The 20,174-nt window shown below is 69.0% G+C and carries 22 protein-coding genes, 2 tRNA genes and 1 pseudogene; 11 read left to right on the forward strand and 14 right to left on the reverse strand.

The window, feature by feature from the left end:
* Nucleotides 1-5 precede the first annotated feature (5 nt).
* From rapZ to AC1DF3_RS18725, 3 genes are read right to left on the reverse strand one after another with little or no spacing between them, the layout of a single operon-like run.
* On the reverse strand, nucleotides 6-881 hold the full coding sequence (gene rapZ / locus AC1DF3_RS18715; RefSeq protein WP_286534703.1) for an RNase adapter RapZ: 876 nt from the start codon (nucleotides 879-881) through the stop codon (nucleotides 6-8).
* Entirely contained in the window at nucleotides 878-2,560 is a 1,683-nt protein-coding gene (recN, locus tag AC1DF3_RS18720; RefSeq protein ID WP_478140433.1) for a DNA repair protein RecN, read from the reverse strand. The genes rapZ and recN overlap by 4 nt, the downstream gene beginning before the upstream one ends.
* Before the next feature lies 1 nt (nucleotide 2,561).
* On the reverse strand, nucleotides 2,562-3,458 hold the full coding sequence (locus tag AC1DF3_RS18725; RefSeq protein WP_286534701.1) for an NAD kinase: 897 nt from the start codon (nucleotides 3,456-3,458) through the stop codon (nucleotides 2,562-2,564).
* Between the two features lie 28 nt (nucleotides 3,459-3,486).
* Between AC1DF3_RS18725 and hrcA the strand changes: the two genes are divergently transcribed.
* The 9 genes and pseudogenes from hrcA (at nucleotide 3,487) to AC1DF3_RS18770 (ending at nucleotide 8,038) form a co-directional block, all read left to right on the forward strand.
* Complete coding sequence (hrcA, locus tag AC1DF3_RS18730) at nucleotides 3,487-4,494, forward strand: heat-inducible transcriptional repressor HrcA (protein WP_286525301.1); 1,008 nt, start codon at nucleotides 3,487-3,489, stop codon at nucleotides 4,492-4,494.
* A 36-nt stretch (nucleotides 4,495-4,530) separates the two neighbouring features.
* A tRNA-Ile gene (locus AC1DF3_RS18735) sits at nucleotides 4,531-4,607 on the forward strand.
* A 167-nt stretch (nucleotides 4,608-4,774) separates the two neighbouring features.
* A tRNA-Arg gene (locus tag AC1DF3_RS18740) sits at nucleotides 4,775-4,851 on the forward strand.
* 130 nt (nucleotides 4,852-4,981) lie between these two features.
* Nucleotides 4,982-5,311 (forward strand): hypothetical protein, encoded by a 330-nt coding sequence (locus AC1DF3_RS18745; protein WP_478140434.1) that lies wholly within the window; start codon nucleotides 4,982-4,984, stop codon nucleotides 5,309-5,311.
* A 64-nt stretch (nucleotides 5,312-5,375) separates the two neighbouring features.
* Complete coding sequence (locus AC1DF3_RS18750) at nucleotides 5,376-6,296, forward strand: galactosyl transferase (RefSeq protein ID WP_478140435.1); 921 nt, start codon at nucleotides 5,376-5,378, stop codon at nucleotides 6,294-6,296.
* Nucleotides 6,297-6,479: 183 nt separating this feature from the next.
* Nucleotides 6,480-6,623 (forward strand): annotated as a pseudogene (locus tag AC1DF3_RS18755) (transposase); the annotation flags it as partial.
* A gap of 192 nt (nucleotides 6,624-6,815) precedes the next feature.
* The gene (locus AC1DF3_RS18760; protein ID WP_286534698.1) at nucleotides 6,816-7,151 is read left to right on the forward strand and encodes a hypothetical protein; all 336 of its coding nucleotides are present in this window, start codon (nucleotides 6,816-6,818) and stop codon (nucleotides 7,149-7,151) included.
* A gap of 193 nt (nucleotides 7,152-7,344) precedes the next feature.
* Complete coding sequence (locus tag AC1DF3_RS18765) at nucleotides 7,345-7,521, forward strand: hypothetical protein (protein WP_478140436.1); 177 nt, start codon at nucleotides 7,345-7,347, stop codon at nucleotides 7,519-7,521.
* 103 nt (nucleotides 7,522-7,624) lie between these two features.
* A complete protein-coding gene (locus AC1DF3_RS18770; protein ID WP_478140437.1) occupies nucleotides 7,625-8,038 on the forward strand; it encodes a VOC family protein in 414 nt (137 codons plus the stop codon).
* A 5-nt stretch (nucleotides 8,039-8,043) separates the two neighbouring features.
* On the opposite strand, the gene AC1DF3_RS18775 is transcribed toward AC1DF3_RS18770, so the two are convergent.
* The 11 genes from AC1DF3_RS18775 to AC1DF3_RS18825 all read right to left on the reverse strand — a co-directional run bounded on the left by AC1DF3_RS18775 (nucleotide 8,044) and on the right by AC1DF3_RS18825 (nucleotide 16,261).
* Complete coding sequence (locus AC1DF3_RS18775) at nucleotides 8,044-8,505, reverse strand: DUF6790 family protein (protein WP_286534696.1); 462 nt, start codon at nucleotides 8,503-8,505, stop codon at nucleotides 8,044-8,046.
* A gap of 6 nt (nucleotides 8,506-8,511) precedes the next feature.
* Nucleotides 8,512-9,093 (reverse strand): transcription elongation factor GreB, encoded by a 582-nt coding sequence (greB, locus tag AC1DF3_RS18780; RefSeq protein WP_286534695.1) that lies wholly within the window; start codon nucleotides 9,091-9,093, stop codon nucleotides 8,512-8,514.
* Between the two features lie 123 nt (nucleotides 9,094-9,216).
* Nucleotides 9,217-9,429 (reverse strand): hypothetical protein, encoded by a 213-nt coding sequence (locus AC1DF3_RS18785; RefSeq protein ID WP_286534694.1) that lies wholly within the window; start codon nucleotides 9,427-9,429, stop codon nucleotides 9,217-9,219.
* A 152-nt stretch (nucleotides 9,430-9,581) separates the two neighbouring features.
* Nucleotides 9,582-10,160, reverse strand: a complete 579-nt coding sequence (locus AC1DF3_RS18790; protein WP_478140438.1) for an SRPBCC family protein — start codon at nucleotides 10,158-10,160, stop codon at nucleotides 9,582-9,584.
* A complete protein-coding gene (locus tag AC1DF3_RS18795) occupies nucleotides 10,157-10,873 on the reverse strand; it encodes a YceI family protein (protein WP_286534692.1) in 717 nt (238 codons plus the stop codon). The genes AC1DF3_RS18790 and AC1DF3_RS18795 overlap by 4 nt, the downstream gene beginning before the upstream one ends.
* 1 nt (nucleotide 10,874) lies before the next feature.
* On the reverse strand, nucleotides 10,875-11,450 hold the full coding sequence (locus tag AC1DF3_RS18800; protein WP_478140439.1) for a YceI family protein: 576 nt from the start codon (nucleotides 11,448-11,450) through the stop codon (nucleotides 10,875-10,877).
* Nucleotides 11,447-12,010 carry a cytochrome b gene (locus tag AC1DF3_RS18805; RefSeq protein WP_286534690.1) on the reverse strand — a complete coding sequence of 188 codons (564 nt, stop codon included), beginning with the start codon at nucleotides 12,008-12,010 and terminating at the stop codon, nucleotides 11,447-11,449. Before AC1DF3_RS18805 ends, AC1DF3_RS18800 begins: the two co-directional genes overlap by 4 nt.
* Before the next feature lie 52 nt (nucleotides 12,011-12,062).
* A complete protein-coding gene (locus AC1DF3_RS18810; RefSeq protein ID WP_286534689.1) occupies nucleotides 12,063-14,315 on the reverse strand; it encodes a RelA/SpoT family protein in 2,253 nt (750 codons plus the stop codon).
* Nucleotides 14,316-14,410: 95 nt separating this feature from the next.
* Nucleotides 14,411-14,614: a DNA-directed RNA polymerase subunit omega gene (gene rpoZ / locus AC1DF3_RS18815; protein ID WP_019656435.1), complete on the reverse strand. Its 204-nt coding sequence runs from the start codon at nucleotides 14,612-14,614 to the stop codon at nucleotides 14,411-14,413.
* A gap of 32 nt (nucleotides 14,615-14,646) precedes the next feature.
* Nucleotides 14,647-15,267 (reverse strand): guanylate kinase, encoded by a 621-nt coding sequence (gmk, locus tag AC1DF3_RS18820; protein WP_286369933.1) that lies wholly within the window; start codon nucleotides 15,265-15,267, stop codon nucleotides 14,647-14,649.
* 55 nt (nucleotides 15,268-15,322) lie between these two features.
* Nucleotides 15,323-16,261, reverse strand: coding sequence for a WYL domain-containing protein (locus AC1DF3_RS18825; protein WP_478140440.1), 939 nt, complete (start codon nucleotides 16,259-16,261; stop codon nucleotides 15,323-15,325).
* Between the two features lie 95 nt (nucleotides 16,262-16,356).
* Here AC1DF3_RS18825 and AC1DF3_RS18830 point away from each other — a divergent pair, with 95 nt between their 5' ends.
* Together AC1DF3_RS18830 and AC1DF3_RS18835 are read left to right on the forward strand one after the other, a co-directional pair.
* Nucleotides 16,357-17,508, forward strand: a complete 1,152-nt coding sequence (locus AC1DF3_RS18830; protein WP_478140441.1) for a metallophosphoesterase family protein — start codon at nucleotides 16,357-16,359, stop codon at nucleotides 17,506-17,508.
* Nucleotides 17,505-20,165, forward strand: a complete 2,661-nt coding sequence (locus tag AC1DF3_RS18835; protein WP_478140442.1) for an AAA family ATPase — start codon at nucleotides 17,505-17,507, stop codon at nucleotides 20,163-20,165. The genes AC1DF3_RS18830 and AC1DF3_RS18835 overlap by 4 nt, the downstream gene beginning before the upstream one ends.
* Nucleotides 20,166-20,174 lie beyond the last annotated feature (9 nt).

Genomic DNA, 20,174 nt, shown 5'->3' on the forward strand with positions numbered 1-20,174 from the left:
GACGCTCAGGCCCCGTCGAGTTCGCGATGGCGCTTGAGCGCCGCCCAGCGTTCGCCGAAGCCGCGCGCCAGCTGCTCGACCAGGAACACCGACCGGTGCTGGCCGCCGGTGCAGCCGATCGCCACCGTGACGTAGCTGCGATGGTCGCGCGCCAGGGCATCGAGCCAGCGCTGCAGGAACTGCTCGATGTCGCCGTACATGCGCGCCACGTCCTCGTGCTCGCGCAGCCACTCGATCACGGGCGTGTCGCGCCCGGTCAGGGCGCGCAGGGCCGGCACGTAGTGCGGATTGGGCAGCATGCGGACGTCGAACACGTAGTCGGCATCGAGCGGCACGCCGCGCTTGAAGGCGAAGGACTCGAACACCAGGGTCAGCGCGCTGTCGGGCGCCGAGATCAGCGCCTTGACGTAGCTCTGGAGCTGCGGCGGCCGGATGATGCTGGTGTCGACGACGTCGGCGCCGTCTCGCAGGTCGGCGAGCAGCTCGCGTTCGAGCTCGATCGCCTGCATCAACACGCGCTGCTGCTCGGGCATGTCGGTGCGGCCTTCCTGGCGCGACAGCGGATGGCGGCGCCGCGTTTCGGAATAGCGGCGCACCAGCGCATCGGTGGTGGCGTCGAGGAACAGCGAGCGCAGCGAAACGCCCTGCTGGCGCAGCGCCTCCAGCTGCTGCGGCACCAGCGGCAGCGAGACGCCGCTGCGCACGTCCATCGCGATCGCCACCTTGGTGGCCTGCTGCTGCTGCTGCAGCGCGATGAAGGGCGACAGCAATTCGGGCGGCAGGTTGTCGACGCAGTAGTAGCCGGCGTCCTCGAGCGCGTGCAGCGCGACGGACTTGCCGGAACCGGACATCCCGGTGATGAGGACCAGTTCGAGGTTCACGATGCCGCGGCCTCCGTCTTCTGGCCCAGCATCTCGCGCGCATGGGCGAGCGAGGTGCGCGAGACGCGTTCGCCGCCGAGCATCCGTGCGACTTCCTGCGCCCGGCCCTCGGCGTCGAGCACCGCGACGCTGCTTTCGGTGCGTGCGGTGGCCTGTCCCTTGGCGGCGGTCTGCCGCTTGGCCACCACGAGATGGTGGTCGGCGCAGGCCGCCACTTGCGGCAGGTGGGTCACGGCCAGGACCTGGCGGTCGCGGCCGAGCTGCTTCATGAGCCGGCCGACGGTCTCGGCCACCGCACCGCCGACGCCGGCATCGACCTCGTCGAAGATCAGGGTCTGGGCGGCGCCGAGTTCGCTGGTCGTGACTGCAATGGCCAAGGCGATGCGCGACAGCTCGCCGCCGGACGCCACCTTGCCGATCGAGCGCGGCGTGCTGCCGGCATGGCCGCTGACCAGGAAGGCGATCTCCTCGAGGCCGGCGCGGCCGGGTTGCGCCAGCGGCTGCAGCGCGACCTCGAAGCGGCCGCCCTTCATGCCGAGCTCCTGCATCGCCTGCGTGACCGCCTGCGAGAGCTTCGGCGCCGCCTGCTTGCGGGCCTTGGCCAGCGCCTTGGCCTCTTTCAGGTAGGCCTGCTGCGCCGATTGTTCGGTGCGCTCCAGCGCGTCGAGGTCGCTTTGCGCATCGAGGGCCTTCAGTTCGGCCTGCCAGCCCGCCAGCAGGGCCGGCAGCTCGGCCGGCGGACGCCGGTAGCGGCGCGCCAGCGACATCCAGCTGCCCATGCGCTCGTCCAGTTCGGCCAGCCGCTCGGGGTCGGTGTCGGCCTGGCGCAGGTAGCTGTGAAGCGAATGCGCGGCATCGGATGCCTGCGCCACGCTCGAGGCCAGCACCTCGCCCAGCGCCTTGAATTCGGGCTCGATGTGCTCGCAGTTCTGCAGCAGCGCGACGGCGCGGCTCAGGGCCGCCAGGGCGCCGCTGTCGTCGTCCTCGAGGGCGCTGGCGGCGCCTTCGGCGGCATCGATCAGGGCCTGGGCATTCGAGATCCGGGTGTGGCTGGCCGACAGCTCTTCCCATTCGTCCTCGCCCGGCGCCAGCTTGGCGACCTCGGCGACCTGCCACTGGAGGCGCTCGCGCTCGCGCTGCAGCGAATCCTGGGCCGAACGGGCGGTTTCGAGCGCGCCGATCGCCTGCCGCCAGGCCTGCCAGGCGCTGTCGAGCGCACCGGTGTCGACGCCGGCATAGGCATCCAGCAGGCCGCGCACGGCATCGGGGCGGGTCAGGCTCTGCCAGGCGTGCTGGCCATGGATGTCCAGCAGCCGGTCGCCGAGCTCCCGCAGCTGGGTGGCCGTTGCCGGGCTGCCGTTGATCCAGCCGCGGCTGCGGCCCTGCAGGTCGACCGTGCGGCGCAATAGCAGGGCGTCGCCGGCCTCGAAGCCGCCTTCGTCCAGCCAGCCGGCCAGGTCCGGGTCGGCGTCGAACTCGGCGCTGACGTCCAGCCGTTCGGCACCCTCGCGCACCGCGCCGGCATCGGCCCGGTTGCCGAGCGCCAGCTGCAGCGCATCGATGAGGATCGACTTGCCGGCACCGGTCTCGCCGGTGAGCACCGTGAATCCGGCCGAGAAATCGAGTTCGAGGGCCCGCACGATCACGAAGTCCCGCAGCGCAATGCGCCTCAACGCCATCTCAAGATCCCCCTTCGTTCCAATGCAGTTTCTTGCGCAAGGTATCGAAATAGCTCCAGCCCTTGGGGTGCAAGAAGCGCACCCGGTAGTCGGAGCGGCGCACCATCACCTGGTCGCCGATGGCCAGCGAGGCCAGCGACTGCATGTCGAAATTGGCGCTCGCATCGCGACCGCCCACCAGTTCCATCGTGACCTCGTCGGCGTCGGGCAGCAGCAGCGGGCGGTTCGACAGCGTGTGCGGCGCGATCGGCACCAGCACCCAGCCGCGCACCGCCGGATGCAGCAGCGGCCCGCCGGCCGAGAGCGCATAGGCGGTCGAGCCCGTGGGCGTCGAGATGATCATGCCGTCGGCGCGCTGGTTGGCGACGAAATGGCGGCCGACCGTGACCCGCAGCTCGACCATGCCCGAGGTGGCGCCGCGGTTGACCACCACGTCGTTCATGGCCAGGGTGTCGAACACCGACTGGCCGTCGCGGATCACCTTGGCCTGCATCAGGGTGCGCAGGTCTTCCTCGTACTCGCCGGCCAGCATCGGGATCAGCGTCGCCTGGTAGTTGTCGAGCGAGATGTCGGTGATGAAGCCGAGGCGGCCGCGGTTGATGCCGATCAGCGGCACGTCGTGCGGCGCCAGCTGGCGGCCGATGCCCAGCATCGTGCCGTCGCCGCCGACCACCAGGCCCAGGTCGCATTGCTGGCCGATCTCCTCGACCGTCAGCGCCGGGTAGGGGCCGGTTTCGACCGGCTGGGTCTGCGACTTCTCGACGAACACCTTGCAGCCCTGCGATTCGAGGAAGGTGCCGATGCCTTCCATCACGTCGTCGTGCGCGCCGCACTGCGCCCGGGCGCCGGAGGCCTGGTATTTACCGATCAGTGCGACATGCCGAAAGCGGGAGCTCATTCACAAATTACAACATTAAAATCATTCGATGCTGGACGACCGTGCCAAGTTGCTGTTGAAGACTCTCGTCGAGCGCTATATCGCCGACGGGCAGCCGGTCGGCTCGCGCACGCTTTCCCGTGCGCCGGGCCTGGATCTGTCGCCGGCGACGATCCGCAACGTGATGTCCGACCTCGAGGTGCTGGGGCTGATCGCAAGCCCCCACACGTCGGCGGGTCGGATCCCGACCGCGCGCGGCTACCGCCTCTTCGTCGACACCATGCTGACCGCCGAGCGCGAGCAGTTCGCGTCGGCCCCGAGCCTGGCCGCCGACCAGCCGCAGAAGGTGATCGCCAATGCGGCCCACCTGCTGTCGAACCTGTCGCAGTTCGTGGGTGTCGTGATGGCGCCGCGGCGGGCCTCGGTGTTCCGGCAGATCGAGTTCCTGCGGCTGTCGGACCGCCGGCTGCTGGTGATCATCGTGGCGCCCGACGGCGACGTCCAGAACCGGGTCATCTTCCCCGAGGTCGACTACACGCAGTCGCAGCTGGTCGAGGCCGCGAACTACATCAACGCCCATTTCGCCGGGCTGTCGATCGAGCAGGTGCGCGACCGTCTGCAGTCCGAGGTCGAGCAGCTGCGCGGCGAGATCGCGGCGCTGATGCAGGCCGCGGTGCAGGTCAGCTCCGAGGTCATGACCGAGGCCCAGGACGAAGTCGTCATCGCCGGCGAGCGCAACCTGCTGGCGGTCACCGATTTCTCCAGCGACATGGGCCACCTGCGGCGCGCCTTCGAGCTGTTCGAGCAGAAGACGCAGCTGATGCGCCTGCTCGATGTCTCGAGCCAGGCCGAGGGGGTGCGCATCTTCATCGGCGGCGAAAGCCAGGTCGTGCCCTTCGACGACCTGTCGATCGTCAGCGCGAACTACGAGGTCGATGGCCAGGTGGTCGGCACGCTGGGCGTGATCGGCCCGACCCGGATGCCGTACGAGCGAATGATCCAGATCGTCGACATCACGTCGAAGCTGGTCACCAACGCGCTGAGCCACCGCAAGTAGGGAAGGGCGCCGGGCCCACTAGAATCCCTGGCGCGTGGGCCGTTAGCTCAGTTGGTTAGAGCAGCGGACTCATAATCCGTTGGTCCCTGGTTCAAGCCCAGGACGGCCTACCACCCGACTCCTCGCGACGCATGGGTTAGACTCCATGCGCGATCGAGAGTCTTCGCAGACTCGGTCTTCCCCGGTGACAGCCCGGGACGAACCGTCCGCATGTCGTTGAGCTTCATTCCGGCTTCAGGCTGGAAAGGTAGCTGAAATGCATGCTATAATCGCAAGCTGTGCGGCTGTAGCTCAGTTGGATAGAGTACTTGGCTACGAACCAAGGGGTCGTGGGTTCAATTCCTGCCAGCCGCACCAACTCTCAGTAAGCCCCTGATTTTGTTAAAGAAATCAGGGGCTTTCCTGTTTCACACAGCACCCTCATCCAAAGGGTGCATCCGTGCAGAATCTCTTTCGCTGTTGTCATCCCCTCGGTAGGCGGCGCTCCATGGCCACAGGAATTCTGCCCGCGCAGGTTCTGGCTGCCAGAGAAGCGCAGCGGGCCAACGTGCGCCCCAAGACACCCGCGGCGGCAGACACGCATCTCAAGCTCGCGGAGGTCGACGACGAAGTTCTCCGCCGGTTTAGAACCGAAGCGCTCTCCACGTTCCTTGCATGCGAGAACCACGCCCGCATCAAGTATTCGACGCGCTCTATGAAAGAACCGCTCGCAGCGGTGACTGCGGCGGGTGACAACTGGCCGATCATGAGCAAGCCGCGCATCGTCGCTCAGATGGCGGCGCTGCGTGCCGGTGGCTTTGCGCACGAAGTGCCATGAAATGGTATTGCTCCCTCCAAGGCGGTGACTCAAGCATTAAGAATGTGAACTTCCGTATTGTTTCTTGAGCGCGATCGGTTATAACCGCCGCTACCGAATTAACGTCTCGATACGTTTCTCGTCGAAACTGCACGCGCAGTCACTTCCATATGCCCATTGGGTTCTTTCAATGCTGACCTTCATCGTGCCTGTACGACATCCGCAAAATGCGCGGGACTGGTCGCGTGTCAAACAGGTACTCAAACAAACGGCCACCTCAATCGCTGGTCAGGAGTCAGATGAGTGGCGCGCGGTCGTGGTCGCAAATGCTGGCTCGGACTTGCCGCCTTTGCCGCCGCGATTCAGCGTGGCTTGGGTCGATTTCCCGCCAAATCCGGCGCATGACGTAAATGTTCCGACACCGGAGGACAAGTTCGAAATATTCAGGTACGACAAGGGCCAGCGCGTCGCAGCGGGCTTGGTACACGCCCCCGATAGTGACTACTACATGGTGGTTGATGACGACGATTTCGTGTCCTCGCGCTTGGCAGGGTTCGCTGCGCGCCATCCAGATGAACACGGGTGGTATATCGGAAACGGTTATTGCTGGTCGGAAGGGAGCCAGTGGACTTTCGCCCACCCGACGCTCCACAAGGCCTGCGGTACGACCCACATCTTGCATCGGGACTTGATGAAGATTCCACTGTCGGTGGCTGATGCGCCACGGCCACATGTGCGCTGGTTAGGACAACACGGTCAAACTACGGAAGATCTCGTCGCTGCGGGGACACCGCTCCAACTCTTGCCGTTCCCTGGATCCGTGTATCGCATCGGGCACGGCAACGCTCACAGCTTGTCGCGTTCCATCTGGCGAACATTCATTTTGCGCAAGAATGTGCTGATGCGACCCTACTTGCTGGTTCGCAATTCGCTACGCCTGAAACGCCTGACACCAGCGTTGATCCGCGAATTCGGAATGGGCGAAGCAGTTGGCAAGAGCCGTTGACCTGAAGTATGGATTGTGGCGGAGTCGTCGGGCTGTTGATGTGTTGATGTCGCCGGGGGTGGCCATCGTGAAGTCCGGATAAGTTTGGGGTGCGACCCACCAAACCTGTCCATAAAGGAAATCACAATGACCACCGTCACTATGGCATCAGCCGAACTCGCCGAGAAGTGAGCGGACGTCGACGTGCTGCGCCAGATGGTTCGGTTCATGGCTCAGCGCCTGATGGAGCTCGATGTCGAAGGCCGCTGCGGCGCGGCCTACGATGAGAAGAATCCCGCCGAGCGTCTCAACAGCCGCAACGGCTACCGCGAGCGCACCCGTCGCGGCGGCGACGTCGGGGGACGGTCAGGTTATTGTGGGATGGGGAGACACCCCCGATGGTGAAGTCGCGTATTTTCACTCGCGGGTCGCCACCCGCCGACTCCCTGCCCTCGACCCTTTGCCATCCGCCTGCCATCCGACGACACTGCGCAGCACGTCGTGCGCGACAGCCATGATGAATTCGAGGAGAGCATCCGAATGCGCATCGTCAACGACAGCGAGCACTGCCGCCGCTGGTGGGTTGGCTCCCGGGCCGGCGACGCCGTCCAGCGGGCGCTCGACGCCAACGCCGATGGCGCCATCACCCTCGGCGATTTCGTCGCCTGGGCCGTCTACATCTTCCATCTCCCCGCCTACACGGGAATGATCATCGTCGACAGCTTTCCGCTGGTGGCGCAGTTCTTTGCCGTCGACTGCAGGACCGGGTTCGGCTGGGGCGGAACGCTCTTCAGCCTCGTCGCCTGGGCCCTGCTGGCCACCAGCGTCGCAACGCCATCGAAGGCCACCGACGCCAGGATCCGGAACCAGCCCTGAATCTGCTGCTTTCGGAGGCACCGTGTCGCAGGCCCCGCCAGGCAACGATCTCGACCGAAGTCGGCACGGTTTTCCCCAGCATTGTCCCCAGGAATAAGGGAAAACCCGGGACTGGCCGATATGCCATCGCGGCCCGGCCGGACGGCTTATGGGCCACGCCAGGTGCTGCGGCCAGAATCAGCGGATGGAGTCGATGAGCGATGAAGAACTCGCCGCAGCGGCGTATGTGCAGCGAAAGCGGGCGGAGCTTGGCGATCCCGATGCCTTGAAGGCGGCGCATCGCCTGGAGGCGGAGTTGCGAAGGCGGCTCGGGTCGACGCCGTCGGGCCACGGGCCGCTCGAGCCGGAGGTCCGGCCGGCACGGCCCTGATGGCGCTTCTGGTAGGCGATGCCTGCGCTCTTCGTTTGCCTTGGCAACTCGGCCGGTTGGCGGCAGACTGCGCATCCCAATTTCCGACCGGGAGTGGCACGCGATGTTCTCGCATGTCTTCGTGAGCGTGAGCGATTTCGAGCGCGCCCTGGGCTTCTATGGTCCGCTCATGGAGAGCCTCGGTGTCGCGATGCGCTTCTGCGAGCGCGAGCGGCCCTGGGCCGGCTGGCATGCCGCGGGTGGCGTGCGGCCCTTCTTCGTGATTTGCAAGCCGCACGACGGCCGACCGCATGCGCCCGGCAATGGCCAGATGGTGGCCTTCGCCGCCGCCGATCGGGCGAGGGTGCGCACCGCCCACGCGATCGCGCTCGCCCATGGCGGCCGTTGCGAAGGCCCGCCCGGCCTGAGGCCCGAGTACCACCCTCACTACTACGGCGCCTACTTCCGCGATCCCGACGGCAACAAGTTCTGCGTCGCCTGCCACGACCCCGAGCCCGGGGCGCCCGGCAGCGCCTGATCCGGTCAGTGCAGCGTCGACCAGCCGCAGAAGACGAGCAGCACCACGGCGGCGAAGAGGTCGGAAACCATCGCCAGGTTCTCCTTGGCGTTGCGGTGCCGCTGCAGGGCGTGGTTGATGCCGGCCAGGCCATAGAAGAGGCCGCCCACCAGCGCCGCCGGAACGACCCAGCCGGCGAAGAACAGGCTCAGCGTGCCGACGACGCCGATCGCGAGGTTGCCGAAGCCCAGCTCGCGCACCAGCAGCAGCGCATCGTCGCCCTTGATGCCGAGGATGGTCTCGGCGGTGTAGCGCGGCTGAAGGATCTGCCGAATGCCGGCCAGCAGAAGCCGCAGGCCGACGGCCCAGAACACGTACCACTTGCCGATCAGCATGATGCCGAGGGGCGCATGTCCCGCGCTGGCCTCGATCGCGATCGAGAGCAGCGGAAACACCAGCATCAAGCCCGCGACGCTGAAGAAGTACATGGCGCCTCAGTGTGAATCCGCGCCGGACGCGGGCGCCGGATAGCGCACCGCCAGCACCTCGACCTCGTGCACGCCGCCAGGGGTCGCGAGCTTGACCACGTCGCCTTCCCTGGCCTTGAGCAGCGCCCGTGCGATCGGCGAGATCCAGCTGACCTGGGCCTCGGCGCTGTTCGCTTCGTCGATGCCCAGGATGGTCACTTCGCGCTCGTCGCCGCTTTCGTCGGCGTAGCGCACGGTCGCCCCGAAGAAGACCTGGTCGCGGCCATGGTGCACCGAGGGATCGGTGACTTCGGCCACTTCGAGCCGTTTGGTGAGGAAGCGGATCCGCCGATCGATCTCGCGCAACCGCTTCTTGCCGTAGAGATAGTCGCCGTTCTCCGAGCGGTCGCCGTTCTTGGCCGCCCAGTGCACGGCCTCGACCACCTTCGGTCGCTCGTTGTCCATGAGATCGAGCAGTTCGGTGCGCAGGCGCGCATAGCCGGCCGGCGTCATGTAGTTCTTGCCGCCCGCGGGCAGCGGCGGCAAGGCGGCGCCACCGTCATCGTCGTCGCTGTCGGTGTCGCTCTCCTTCGTGAATGCCTTGCTCATGGGCCGAAGGTTGTATCACAGCCAAAATCTCGACCCACGCACCCGGGCGAGGTGCGTGCGTCAGGATGCCAATGGATACAAAAGATACCGGCGTTCGAACCCATGTCGGCGTCGGGCGAGCGCTCAGCCGGTCTGGGTCTGCGCTTCGGACGGGGTGTCGAAAGCCTGCTGTTGCACCTGATCGGGCCCCGTCGCGAGGGCGGCCCGTTTGCCGAACCCGCCGGGCACGATGCCGCGGACCAGGTGCCTCGGCAGGCGGTGCGACTTCTGCAGCAGAGCCAGGGCCTCGCTGCGTGCGGGCTCGGATGCCGGCAGGAACATTTGCAATGAGCTCATCGTGATCGCCCCATCGAGCGCCAGGATTCGGAACCGGCCCCTGGCTTGGCCGAGGGCGGATTATGGGCGTCTCGGGCGCGGCCGTCACAGGGCGTCCACCCCGGCTGTAGTGTTGATGGTTGCCGCCCGTTACAGATGGGCAGGCCGGCCCTTCAACGGGGTGCCGGCCCCGCGCCCGCGGCGGCGTCGCGGCGCACGATCTCCTTCACCAGGGCGTTGAACTGCCGCGTCATCACCCGGCGCATCACCGCTCTCCCGACCACCGGCGGCAGCGGGAATTCGGGTTCCAGCAGGCCGGCATAGGAGAGCCGCACCTCGCCGCTGGCGAGCACTTCCAGGGCGTAGCGGCCCTCCATCTGCCGGAGATTGCCGCTCACCGCGCGGGCGACGATGTGCTGCCGCGGCGACTCGACGACCTCCAGCCGGACGGCGACCGCCTGCTGGAAGAAAAGAAAGCCGAAGTGGCCGGCCTGGTCGACCAGCAGCCGGTCGCCGTCGCGCCGCACCACCCGCGAACTCTGCATGTCCGGGATGAATTCGGCCAGGTGGTCGTAGTCTGAGATCACGCTCCATGCCGTGCGCGGGTCCACCTGCATGTCGGCGAACGCGGTGACCACGACCCCTTCGCCCTGGCTGGCGGACTCGATGCGCACCTGCTGCGCCTCGGCCGCCGTCCAGGTGCACGGCGTGCAGCCCAGTGCGACGAGCGAGGCGGCGTTTCGTCGGTTCATGGCGACGGCGCGGTCGCCAGGATGCTGAAGCGCAGGCTCAGCCGATCCTGCACCTGGATGGCGCCGCCCAGGATCGAGAAGGGAGCGATGCCGAAATCGGACTGGTTGAACTCCAGGGTGCCGGCGACGCTGATCTCGCCGGGGCTGCGGGCGACCGGGGCCGGCACGGTGAAGCTGCGGCGCACGCCGTGCAGCATGATCGCGACGGCCAGCGGCCCATCCGGTACGGGCCGGTCGACGCGGAGGGTCGCGAAGGGGAAGCGCTGCACCTCGAGCACCTTGTCGAGCATGTTGGAGCGGGTGCCGGCGATGTCGGACTCGCTGGGCTGGGTGTCCAGGCCCGCCTCGGCCCGCAGCGCCGGCTCGTCGACCGTGAGTTCGGCCAGCGGGATGAAGAGGTCGGCACGGCCTTCGCGCGGCGCGACATAGCCCTGCACGGCGCGGCTGGCGACGATGTGGTCGTGGCCGAGATGGCCCAGCGATCCGCCGCGCCGCACGGTGATGGCAACCAGCGACCGCGCGCTGTCGATGCGATAGACCGCCTCGCCCCGCGCGTAGTGCTCGGCGGGAAAGCCTTCGGGCACGGCGCCCTTCGCGGCCGCGGCCGGCGGCGCGGTTTCGCGCACCAGCGGCGCGCAGGCGGCGACCGCCAGTACGGCCGCGACGGCCCCCGCGGCCAGCCATGCGATGCCCGCGGTGCGCGGCGCGGCCACTTCAGCGGGCCTCGCGCAATTGAACGTGGAACTTCACGTTCACGTCGGCGCCGATGACGCTGGTCGCCGCCCACTCGCCGGTCCCGATTCCGAACAGGCTGCGCTTGACGCTGAACTCGCCGTCCAGCGTCGCGCCGCCGGCCGCCGCGGTCCAGGCGAGCGGCACCTCGAGCGGCTGCGTCACGCCCTTGAGCGCCAGCGTGCCGCGCGCGATGAAGCGCCCGGCTGGCGAGCCCGCCGGCGCGCGCCGGATCTCGGTGGCGTGGAATTCGGCCACGGGATGGCGGGCGACATCGAACCACTCGGCGCCGGCGATCGCCTTGTTGATGTCCGCGCTTGCCATGTCGGCGCTCGCGATCCGGATCGTGACGTCGAGGCGCCCGCCCGCCGGGCTGTCGCCGTCGAGCCCCAGGCGGACGTCGAAATCCTTGAAGACGCCCGGCGCCGGCGTCTTCTCGAACTGGGCGGCGAATTCGAGCCGGCTGCCGGCGGGCTCCATCTTCCAGTCGGCCGCCCGGGCGGGCTGGAGCGCGGCGAAGGCCAGCGCCAGGACGATCGAGCCGGCGATCGGGTTCATGTGCGAGCGGTCCTGGCGGGCAGCATCCGGGTCAGCACGTCGTCGCGCTTCGCGAAGTGGTGGCGCAGCGCCGCGGCGATGTGCAGCACCAGCAGCGCGACGAGGGCGATGCCGAGCGCGAGGTGAACGGCCGCGGCGAGCTCGGCGGTGTGCCGGTCGGGCGCGACGATGGCCGGCAGCGGGAGGCGCCAGAAAATGCGGAACGGGACGCCGGCGGCGGCACTGACGATCCAGCCGCTCAGCGGCAGGGCCAGCATCAGGCCGTAGAGCAGCGCATGGCTGGCGTGCGCGGCCGCGCGTTCCCAGGCCGGCATGCCGGGCGGCAGCGCCGGAGCGCGGGTCGCCAGGCGGTTCAGCAGGCGCAGAACGACCAGCGCCAGGATCAGCATGCCGACCGATTTGTGCCAGACGAAGAGATCGAGCTTGGTGGGCGACAGCCGCCAGCTGGCCGCCAGCCAGCCGAGCACGAACTGCAGCAGGATCAGCGCGGCGACGCTCCAGTGGAAGGACTTGGCCGCGGGGCTCCAGGCCAGGGCGGGGGAGCTTCCTGGTCGCGCCATGCGTGCAACCCGTTGGAGGCGCTGGTCCGGCGGGGCGTCGAAGCCGCCGGCCTCAGGGCGCGGGCACCATGCGGGCCGCCGCGAGCACCGACGGGGTGCGCCGCGCCGCGCGCAGCACGGCATCGAGATGGTTGCGGTCGCGCACCGCGATCACGAAGCGCAGGTCGGTCGAATCCTGCGGCGTCTCGTCGGCCATCTCGACGTGCGTGATGTCGGCTTCGGCGTCGGCCAGCGTCGCCGCCACCCGTGCCAGCACGCCCTTGTCGTTGCGCACCGTGACCACGACGCCGGTCTCGAAGGTGCGCACCGGCTCGTCGGCCCACTCGACCGCGAAGAAGCGCTCGCTGTCCTTGTAGCGCAGCCGCTGGCCGACGCCGCATTCCTCGGTGTGGACCACCAGGCCCTCGCCGTGGCCCAGGTAGCCGACGATCGCATCGCCCGGGATCGGCCGGCAACAGAGCGCAAAACGCACCGAGGAGTTCTCGCTGCCGTCGAGCGTGACCGCCCCCTGCGAGACCGCTTCATGCGCCGTGAAGCGCTCGCGGCTCAGCATCAGGGCATCGGGCTTCTCGCCGCGCTCGGCCAGGAGCGCCATCAGCCGCTTGGCGACGATGCTCGCGATCCGCTTGCCCAGGCCGATGTCGGTCAGCAGTTCGGAGCGGGTGCGGTTGCCGGTGAAGCGCAGCAGCTTCTCCCACAGCGCCTGGTGCTCGGCGTCGTCGTCGGGCAGCTTGCCGAGGCCTTCGGCGCGCAGCGCCTGCGCCAGCAGCTTCTCGCCCAGGCCCTCGGATTCGGCATGCGCCAGCGTCTTCAGGTAGTGGCGGATCTTGGAGCGGGCGCGGCCGGTGCGCACGAAGCCGAGCCAGGCCGGATTGGGCGTGGACACCGGCGCCGTGATGATCTCGACCACGTCGCCGTTCTTGAGCTCGGTGCGCAGCGGGACCTGGTCGCCGTTGATGCGGGCGGCCGAGGTGTGGTCGCCGATGTTGCTGTGGATCGCGTAGGCGAAATCGACCACGGTGGCGCCGCGCGGCAGCGCCATGATCTGGCTCTTGGGCGTGAAGACGTAGACCGCGTCGGGGAACAGGTCGACCTTGACGTGGTCCCAGAATTCGGCGGCGTCGCGGGTCTCGTCCTGGATGTCGAGCAGCGACTGCAGCCACTTGGCGCCGAGCCGCTCGCTGGTGGCCGCGGCCGGCTCCTGCGCCTTGTAGAGCCAATGCGCCGCCACGCCCGACTCGGCCACCACGTGCATCGCCTCGGTTCGCAGCTGGAACTCGACGTTGACGCCCGACGGGCCCACCAGCGTGGTGTGCAGCGACTGGTAGCCGTTGAGCTTGGCGATCGCGATGTGGTCCTTGAACTTGCCAGGCAGCGGCTTGTACATCTGGTGCAGGATGCCCAGGCCGGTGTAGCAGGCGATCACGGTCGGCACAATCAGCCGGAAGCCGTAGATGTCGGTCACCTGGGCGAAGCTCAGGTGCTTTTCGTCCATCTTGCGGTAGATGGAATAGAGCGTCTTCTCGCGCCCGGCGATGCGCACGCTCATGCCGGCGGCGGCAAAAGAGGTCTCGACCTCCTGCTGCACCTTCTGGATCAGGTCGCGGCGCCGTCCGCGGGCCTTCGCCACCGCCTTGGACAGCACCGAGTAGCGCCATGGCCGGAGGTGGCGGAACGACAGGTCCTGCAGCTCGCGGTAGGTCTGGTTCAGGCCCAGCCGGTGGGCGATCGGGGCGTAGATCTCGAGCGTCTCGCGCGAGATGCGGGCCCACTTCTCGCGCGGCGCATCGTCCAGCGTGCGCATGTTGTGGGTGCGGTCGGCCAGCTTGACCAGGATCACCCGGACGTCGCGCGCCATGGCGAGCAGCATCTTGCGGAAGGACTCGGCCTGGTTTTCCTCGCGGGTGTTGAAGCGCAGCTTGTCGAGCTTGGTCAGGCCGTCGACCAGCTCGGCCACCGGGGCGCCGAAGCGCTCGATCAGCTCGGACTTGGTGACGCCGCAGTCTTCGATCGCATCGTGCAGCAGGGCCGCCATCAGCGCCTGGGCGTCCAGCTTCCATTCGGCGCATTGCGCCGCCACGGCGATCGGGTGGGTGATGTAGGGCTCGCCGCTGTTGCGCAGTTGCCCCAGGTGGGCCTCGTCGGCGAAGCGGTAGGCGCGGCGGACCAGGTCGATGTCCTCGGCGCCGAGATAGTCGAGGCGGTCGGTCAGGGCGGCGAAACTGGCGGCGGCCGCATTCAGCGCCGCGGGACTCGGCCGCAGGACAGGGGATGCCCCGGTCAGGGGCTTGACGACCGCGCTCATGGGTACCACTTTAGCGTGGCCGCCGAATCGTCGCATTCAGCCACAAAAAAAGCACCGCGTACGGTGCTTCCTTGTTGCATGTGAGCATCAACTTCTCAGCCGGGGACCTTCTTGAGCATCTCGAGGCCGATCTTGCCTTCGGCGATTTCGCGCAGCGCGGTCACGGCCGGCTTGTTCTTGCTTTCGATCTTGGGCGCATGGCCCTGGCTCAGCATGCGCGCGCGGTAGGTGGCGGCCAGCACGAGCTGGAAGCGGTTCGGGATGTGAACGAGGCAATCTTCGACGGTGATGCGGGCCATGAGGATCTTTCGGTGCGGACTTTGGGGTCGTTTCAGGGGATGTTCAGCGCGGCGAAGGTGTCGGCGCGTGCGCGGCGCTGTGCGGAGTAGCGCAGCCGCTGAGCGTGGACGATCGCTTTCAGGTCGAAAAGTGCGCGCTCAAATACCTCGTTGATTATAACGAAGTCGAATTCGGATGCACGCGCCATCTCTTCGGCGGCATTCTGGAGCCGCAATTCGATGATCGAGGCGCTGTCCTCGCCGCGCCGTTCGAGTCGCGAGCGCAGTTCTTCCCAGCTCGGCGGCAGGATGAAGATCATCACCGCGTTGGCGAAGGTCTTGCGGATCTGCAGCGCGCCCTGGAAGTCGATCTCGAGGATCACGTCGGCGCCCTGGGCGATGCGCTCCTCGATGGCCTTCTTGGAGGTGCCGTAGCGCTGGCCGTGCACATGGGCCCATTCGACGAAGGCGTCGGCCTCGACCATGGCGTCGAACTCGGGGTGGGAGGCGAAGAAGTACTCGCGGCCGTGCTTCTCCTGGCCGCGCGGCGGGCGGGTGGTGTGGGAGACCGAGGGCTGGACGGCCGAGTCGAGCTCCATCAGCGCCTTGACCAGGCTCGATTTGCCGGCGCCGCTGGGCGCTGCGACCACGAAGATGTTGCCGGGGTAGTCCATGGATTCTTTGTTCGATGCCCAGCCGGCCCAGGCGCGAGGCCGTCCGAAGCGGGCGTCAGCGGCTGGATGCGGGGGTGTCGTCGCGTTGGCGGGAACCCGGTAGTTTATCAGCCGGGGTCGCCGGGGCCGGCGGCCGGTAGCCCGGCGCCAGCAGCGCGTTGGCCGCGCCGTAGAGCACCAGCGGGTCGCGCAGGCCGAGTGCGTACTCCGGGCCGCGCAGGCTGAGGTCGGGCGAGCAGTCGACGTTCCAGCGCCGCAGCATGTAGCCGGCGTTGGCGGCCCGCACCCGGATGCGCAGCACCCCGTCGGGCATGTCGTAGTCGCGCCGGATGACGTCGGGGCGGGGGTGCGAGGGGTGCGGCAGCAGTTCGAGTTCGACGATCCGGCTCCACTGGACATCGTGCTCGGCGCTTTCCCGGGGGCCGACCGCGCTGTCGGCGAGCACCTTCGGCGACTCGATCCGGGTCAGCACGAAATCCCGGAACTCGGCCGACTTGCGGTCGAAGGCACGGACGTGCCAGCGCACGCCTGAATCGACCAGGGCGAAAGGGACCAGTTCGCGCTCGCCCGGCGGGCCCGACATCGAGTGGTAGATCAGCCGCACGGCCTTGCCGCAGTGGATGGCGCGGGTCACGGGCGCCAGCACGTCCATGCGGGGCCGGCTGAGCGCGGTCGGAATCTCGCAGCGCAGCAGCGGCGACAGGTCTTCGGCCGCGCCCTGGCCGAAGCCCTGCGACAGGGCGCTCAACACGCGCTGGGGCGCGTGCTCGAACAGCGGCCTGAACGCGGCGCTCGGCAGGTAGAGCTTGCGGGTGCCGTCGAAGTCGAGGTTGCCGGGGGCGGCCTCGCGGTACTGCGCGATGTCGCGGGTGGCCCCAGCCGGGCCCATGCCGAAGCGGGCGACCAGGTCGGAGCGCCGCAGCTCACCCAGGAAATAGAGCCGGAAGTCGATGTACGACAGGCGTTCGAGCTGGGCGCGGGGAATCGGCGGCATGGCCGGATGGTAACCTGATCGTCACCATAAAACATCAAAAAGCTGATTTGATGTGATCAAAATGATGATGTAATAGCGAAAAGGGACTCCGCACCATGACTCGCTTCCTGCACACCGCCGATTGGCAGATCGGCCGCCAGTTCGCCACCTTCGACCCCGAGCACGCACCGATCCTCGCCGAAGCCCGCATCGCCGCAGTCGAGCGGCTGGCGTTGCTGGCCACCGGGCACCAGGTCGATGCCGTGCTGGTGGCCGGCGACGTCTTCGATGCCCAGACCGTGTCGGAGCGCACCGTGCGCCGCCTGTTCAACGCGCTGGCGGGCTATGCCGGGCCGTGGCTCATGATCCCCGGCAACCACGACGCCGCCCTGGCCGAGAGCGTCTGGACCCGCGCCCAGCGGCTCGGCGTCGTGCCGCCCAACGCCCATCTGCTGCTGGCGCCCGAGCTGCGGCTGTTCGAGGCGCAGGGCTTCGCGGTGCTGCCGGCGCCACTGACGCAGCGTCACACCTACAACGACCTCACGGCCTGGTTCGACGCCGCCGAGACGCCGGCCGGCCTGCTGCGCATCGGCCTGGGCCACGGCAGCGTGCAGGGCATCCTGGCCGAAGGCATCGATTCGGCCAATCCGCTGGCGCCGGACCGCGCCGCCAGCGCCAGGCTCGACTACTTGGCGCTGGGCGACTGGCACGGCTGCAAGCGCATCGACGTCCGCACCTGGTATGCCGGCACGCCCGAGCCCGACCGCTTCAAGGCGAACGACGCCGGGCAGGCGCTGCTGGTGGAGATCGCCGCGCCGGGCGCCCTGCCGCAGGTCACGCCGCTGGCGGTCGGCCAGTTCCATTGGCATCTGCTGGCGACCCAGCTGCATGTCGCGAGCGATCTCGACGCCCTGCTGCATGAACTGGCCGGGCTCGGCGCGCAGGACGTGGTCGACCTGCGGGTCCAGGGGCGCATCGACCTGGCGGGCCGGCAGCGGCTGCAGGCCGCGATCGGCAGCGCCGAGGCGCGGGCGCGCCACCTGCAGGCCGACCTGTCGGCCCTGCAGCTGGTGCCGACCGAGGAGGACATCGCCGGCCTGCAGGCCGACGGCTACCTGGGCGAGGTGATCGCCGAGCTGCGCGAGGCCCAGGGCGGCACCGAACCGCAGGCGCGGATCGCCCAGGAGGCGCTGGCCCTGCTGACCACGGCGCTGGTGCAGCGCGCCCCGGCGGTGGCCATCGTCCCGATCGAGGCGGCGGCCGCATGAACCTCCAGATCACCCGGCTGCGCGTCGAGCAGCTGCGGCGCTTTCGCAAGCCGCTGGAACTGCGCGGCTTCGAGCCCGGACTCAACATCCTGACCGCGCCCAACGAGGCCGGCAAGAGCACCTTGGTGCGCGCCATCCGCGCCGCCTTCTTCGAGCGCCACCGCTCCACCGTAGTGGACGACCTGCGCCCCTGGGGCGAAGGCAGCGGGGCGGCTCCGCAGGTCGAGCTGGACTTCGTGCTCGACGGCCAGCCGCACCAGCTGGTCAAGAGCTTCCTCGGCAAGAAGCGCTGCACCCTGCGCATCGGCGTGCGCACGCTGGACGGCACCGAGGCCGAAGACCACTTGGCCCAGCGCTTCGGCTTCGCCTTCGCCAGCAAAGGTGCCAGCAAGCCCGAGCACTGGGGCATTCCGGGCTTGCTCTGGGTGGAGCAGGGCACTGGCCAGGAACTCAGCGTGGACCCCGCGCGCGACCACTTGCACGATGCACTGCAGGGGCAGGTCGGCGCCGCGGCGGGTGCGCTGGCGGCCACCGGTGGCGACGAGCTTCTGGACCGGTTCCGGGCCCAGCGCAACGAGCTGCTGACCAGCACCGGCAAGCCGCGCGCGGCTTACCTTGAGGCCGGAGAGTCGATCGCCGCCTGGCAGTCGCAGGCCGAGGCGCTCGACGTCCAGATCGCCAGCTATCGCCAGCAGGTCGACGCGCTGGCGGCGCTGCGGCTCCAGCATCGGGCCGACGAGGCGGCGCGGCCCTGGGAAACGCTTCGCGAGGCGTTGGGCGACGCCCGGCGGCGCCAGCAGGTCCTGGAAGAGAGCCAGGCCCGGTTGCAGAACGACCGGACCCGGCTGCTGCAACTCGACGGCACGCGCGGGCTGCTCGTCAAGGAGCTCGAAGGGCTGGCACGGCAGCAGTCCGACGCCGCCCAGCGCGAGCAGGCGCTGGCCCAGGCCGCCGAACAGCTGCAGGCGGCGGATGCCGTGGCGGCCACGGCGCGCGCGCACGCCGAATCGGCCCGCTCGCGTGCTCACGCGGCCCGCGAAGCCTCACGCGTTGCGCGCCAGGAGGACCAGCGCGGCAACCTGCGCCAGCAGGTGGCCCAGGCCCAGGCCGAATTGGCCCGCAGCGAGGACGCGCTGCGGCGGGCCGAGGAGGCGCAGCAGCGCCTGGCCGCGCTGCGCGATGGCGCGGCCGGGGTACCCACCATCGCCAAGGCCCAGGTGCAGCGCCTGATCGAGCTCGACCGAGCCGAACGCGACGCCTCGCTGCGGCGCCAGGCGGTCGCCACCCGGCTGCAGTTCGCGCTGCCCGAGGGTGTGGTCCTCGGCTTGAAGACGCACGCGGAAAGCGGGGAACTGCAAGCCCGCGGTGAACGCCTGCTCGACGCCCCCACCACGCTGCGACTGCCGGGCGGCGGCGAGCTGGTCATCACGCCGGGCGGCGAAGACCTGGCGCAGCTGGCCCGCAGTCACGACGAGGCGCAGCGGGAACTGCGCGCGGCCTTGCAGGCACAGGGCGTGTCGGACCTCGCCGAAGCGCAGGCGCGGCTCGGCGCGGCGGCCGAGCGGGAGGCCCAGCTGCGGCTGGCCGAGCAGGCGCTGGCCATCGTCGCGCCCAAGGGGCTGGAGCCTCTGCGGGGTGCGCACGCCGTGGCGCAGTCGCGCATCCGCGGCGCGCAGGAGGCGCTGGCACGGCTGCCCGAAGTGCCGTCCGAAGCCGTGCTGCCGGCCGACCAGGCCGAAGCTGCGCAAGACGCGGCGACCGCCACCGAAGGAGCGAGCGCCACCGCTCTGGCGCAGGCGCAGCGCCGCCAGGCAGCCGCGCAAAGCCTGCGCGACACCGCGCAGCACGAGCATCTCGCGGCCCAGGCGGCACTCGCCGATCCGGCCCGCACGCAGCGCCAGTCCGAGGCGCAGGCGCAACTGCTGGCCACCGGCGCCGAGCACGCCGCGCTGGCTGCGCGGATCGAGGAAGCCAACGCCCAGGTGCGCGAGGCCCGGCCCGACATCGTGGCCCAGGACATCGACCGCCTGCAGCGCAGCATCGAACAGATGACGCGCGGCCATCAGCAGCGGCGGGAGGACATCCTGCTGCTCGAGAACACGCTGCAGCAGGCCGGTGCCCAGGGGCTGGAAGAGCAGCGCGACACCCTGGCCGGCCGGCTCGGCCAGGCCCGGCGCCGCCACGCCGAATTGCAGCGCCGCGCCGAGGCGCTCGACCTGCTGTGCAGCAAGCTCGACGCCAAGCGCCAGGCCACGCTGGCGCGCCTGCAGGCGCCCTTGCAGGCGCGGCTGCAGCACTACCTGCCGCTGCTGCTGCCGGGGGCCACGGTGCAGATCGACGCCGGCCTCGCCCCGGGCATCCTGGTGCGCTCGCAGGCCGACGGCGCCACCGAATCGGGGCAGGTGCAAGACCTGAGTTTCGGCGCCCGCGAACAGCTCGGCCTGATCAGCCGCTTCGCCTACGCCGACCTGCTGCAGCAGGCTGGCCGGCCGACCTTGCTGATCCTCGACGACGCGCTGGTGCACAGCGACGCGCCGCGCCTGACCCAGATGAAGCGCGTGCTCTTCGACGCCGCGCAGCGCCACCAGGTGCTGCTGTTCACCTGCCACCCGCAGAATTGGCAGGACATGGGCGTGGCGCTCCGCCCGCTGGCCTGACATCTCGCA

It is taken from the genome of Variovorax sp. 10N432, from assembly GCF_056394465.1.

Excerpts from the sequence above, each read along its gene's own strand:
- recN (WP_478140433.1), bottom strand. The coding sequence starts at position 2,560 with ATGGCGTTGAGGCGCATTGCGCTGCGGGACTTCGTGATCGTGCGGGCC.
- AC1DF3_RS18725 (WP_286534701.1), bottom strand. The coding sequence starts at position 3,458 with ATGAGCTCCCGCTTTCGGCATGTCGCACTGATCGGTAAATACCAGGCC.
- hrcA (WP_286525301.1), top strand. The coding sequence starts at position 3,487 with ATGCTGGACGACCGTGCCAAGTTGCTGTTGAAGACTCTCGTCGAGCGC.
- AC1DF3_RS18745 (WP_478140434.1), top strand. The coding sequence starts at position 4,982 with ATGGCCACAGGAATTCTGCCCGCGCAGGTTCTGGCTGCCAGAGAAGCG.
- AC1DF3_RS18760 (WP_286534698.1), top strand. The coding sequence starts at position 6,816 with ATGCGCATCGTCAACGACAGCGAGCACTGCCGCCGCTGGTGGGTTGGC.
- AC1DF3_RS18765 (WP_478140436.1), top strand. The coding sequence starts at position 7,345 with ATGAGCGATGAAGAACTCGCCGCAGCGGCGTATGTGCAGCGAAAGCGG.
- AC1DF3_RS18770 (WP_478140437.1), top strand. The coding sequence starts at position 7,625 with ATGTTCTCGCATGTCTTCGTGAGCGTGAGCGATTTCGAGCGCGCCCTG.
- AC1DF3_RS18775 (WP_286534696.1), bottom strand. The coding sequence starts at position 8,505 with ATGTACTTCTTCAGCGTCGCGGGCTTGATGCTGGTGTTTCCGCTGCTC.
- greB (WP_286534695.1), bottom strand. The coding sequence starts at position 9,093 with ATGAGCAAGGCATTCACGAAGGAGAGCGACACCGACAGCGACGACGAT.
- AC1DF3_RS18785 (WP_286534694.1), bottom strand. The coding sequence starts at position 9,429 with ATGAGCTCATTGCAAATGTTCCTGCCGGCATCCGAGCCCGCACGCAGC.
- AC1DF3_RS18790 (WP_478140438.1), bottom strand. The coding sequence starts at position 10,160 with ATGAACCGACGAAACGCCGCCTCGCTCGTCGCACTGGGCTGCACGCCG.
- AC1DF3_RS18800 (WP_478140439.1), bottom strand. The coding sequence starts at position 11,450 with ATGAACCCGATCGCCGGCTCGATCGTCCTGGCGCTGGCCTTCGCCGCG.
- AC1DF3_RS18805 (WP_286534690.1), bottom strand. The coding sequence starts at position 12,010 with ATGGCGCGACCAGGAAGCTCCCCCGCCCTGGCCTGGAGCCCCGCGGCC.
- AC1DF3_RS18810 (WP_286534689.1), bottom strand. The coding sequence starts at position 14,315 with ATGAGCGCGGTCGTCAAGCCCCTGACCGGGGCATCCCCTGTCCTGCGG.
- rpoZ (WP_019656435.1), bottom strand. The coding sequence starts at position 14,614 with ATGGCCCGCATCACCGTCGAAGATTGCCTCGTTCACATCCCGAACCGC.
- gmk (WP_286369933.1), bottom strand. The coding sequence starts at position 15,267 with ATGGACTACCCCGGCAACATCTTCGTGGTCGCAGCGCCCAGCGGCGCC.
- AC1DF3_RS18825 (WP_478140440.1), bottom strand. The coding sequence starts at position 16,261 with ATGCCGCCGATTCCCCGCGCCCAGCTCGAACGCCTGTCGTACATCGAC.
- AC1DF3_RS18830 (WP_478140441.1), top strand. The coding sequence starts at position 16,357 with ATGACTCGCTTCCTGCACACCGCCGATTGGCAGATCGGCCGCCAGTTC.
- AC1DF3_RS18835 (WP_478140442.1), top strand. The coding sequence starts at position 17,505 with ATGAACCTCCAGATCACCCGGCTGCGCGTCGAGCAGCTGCGGCGCTTT.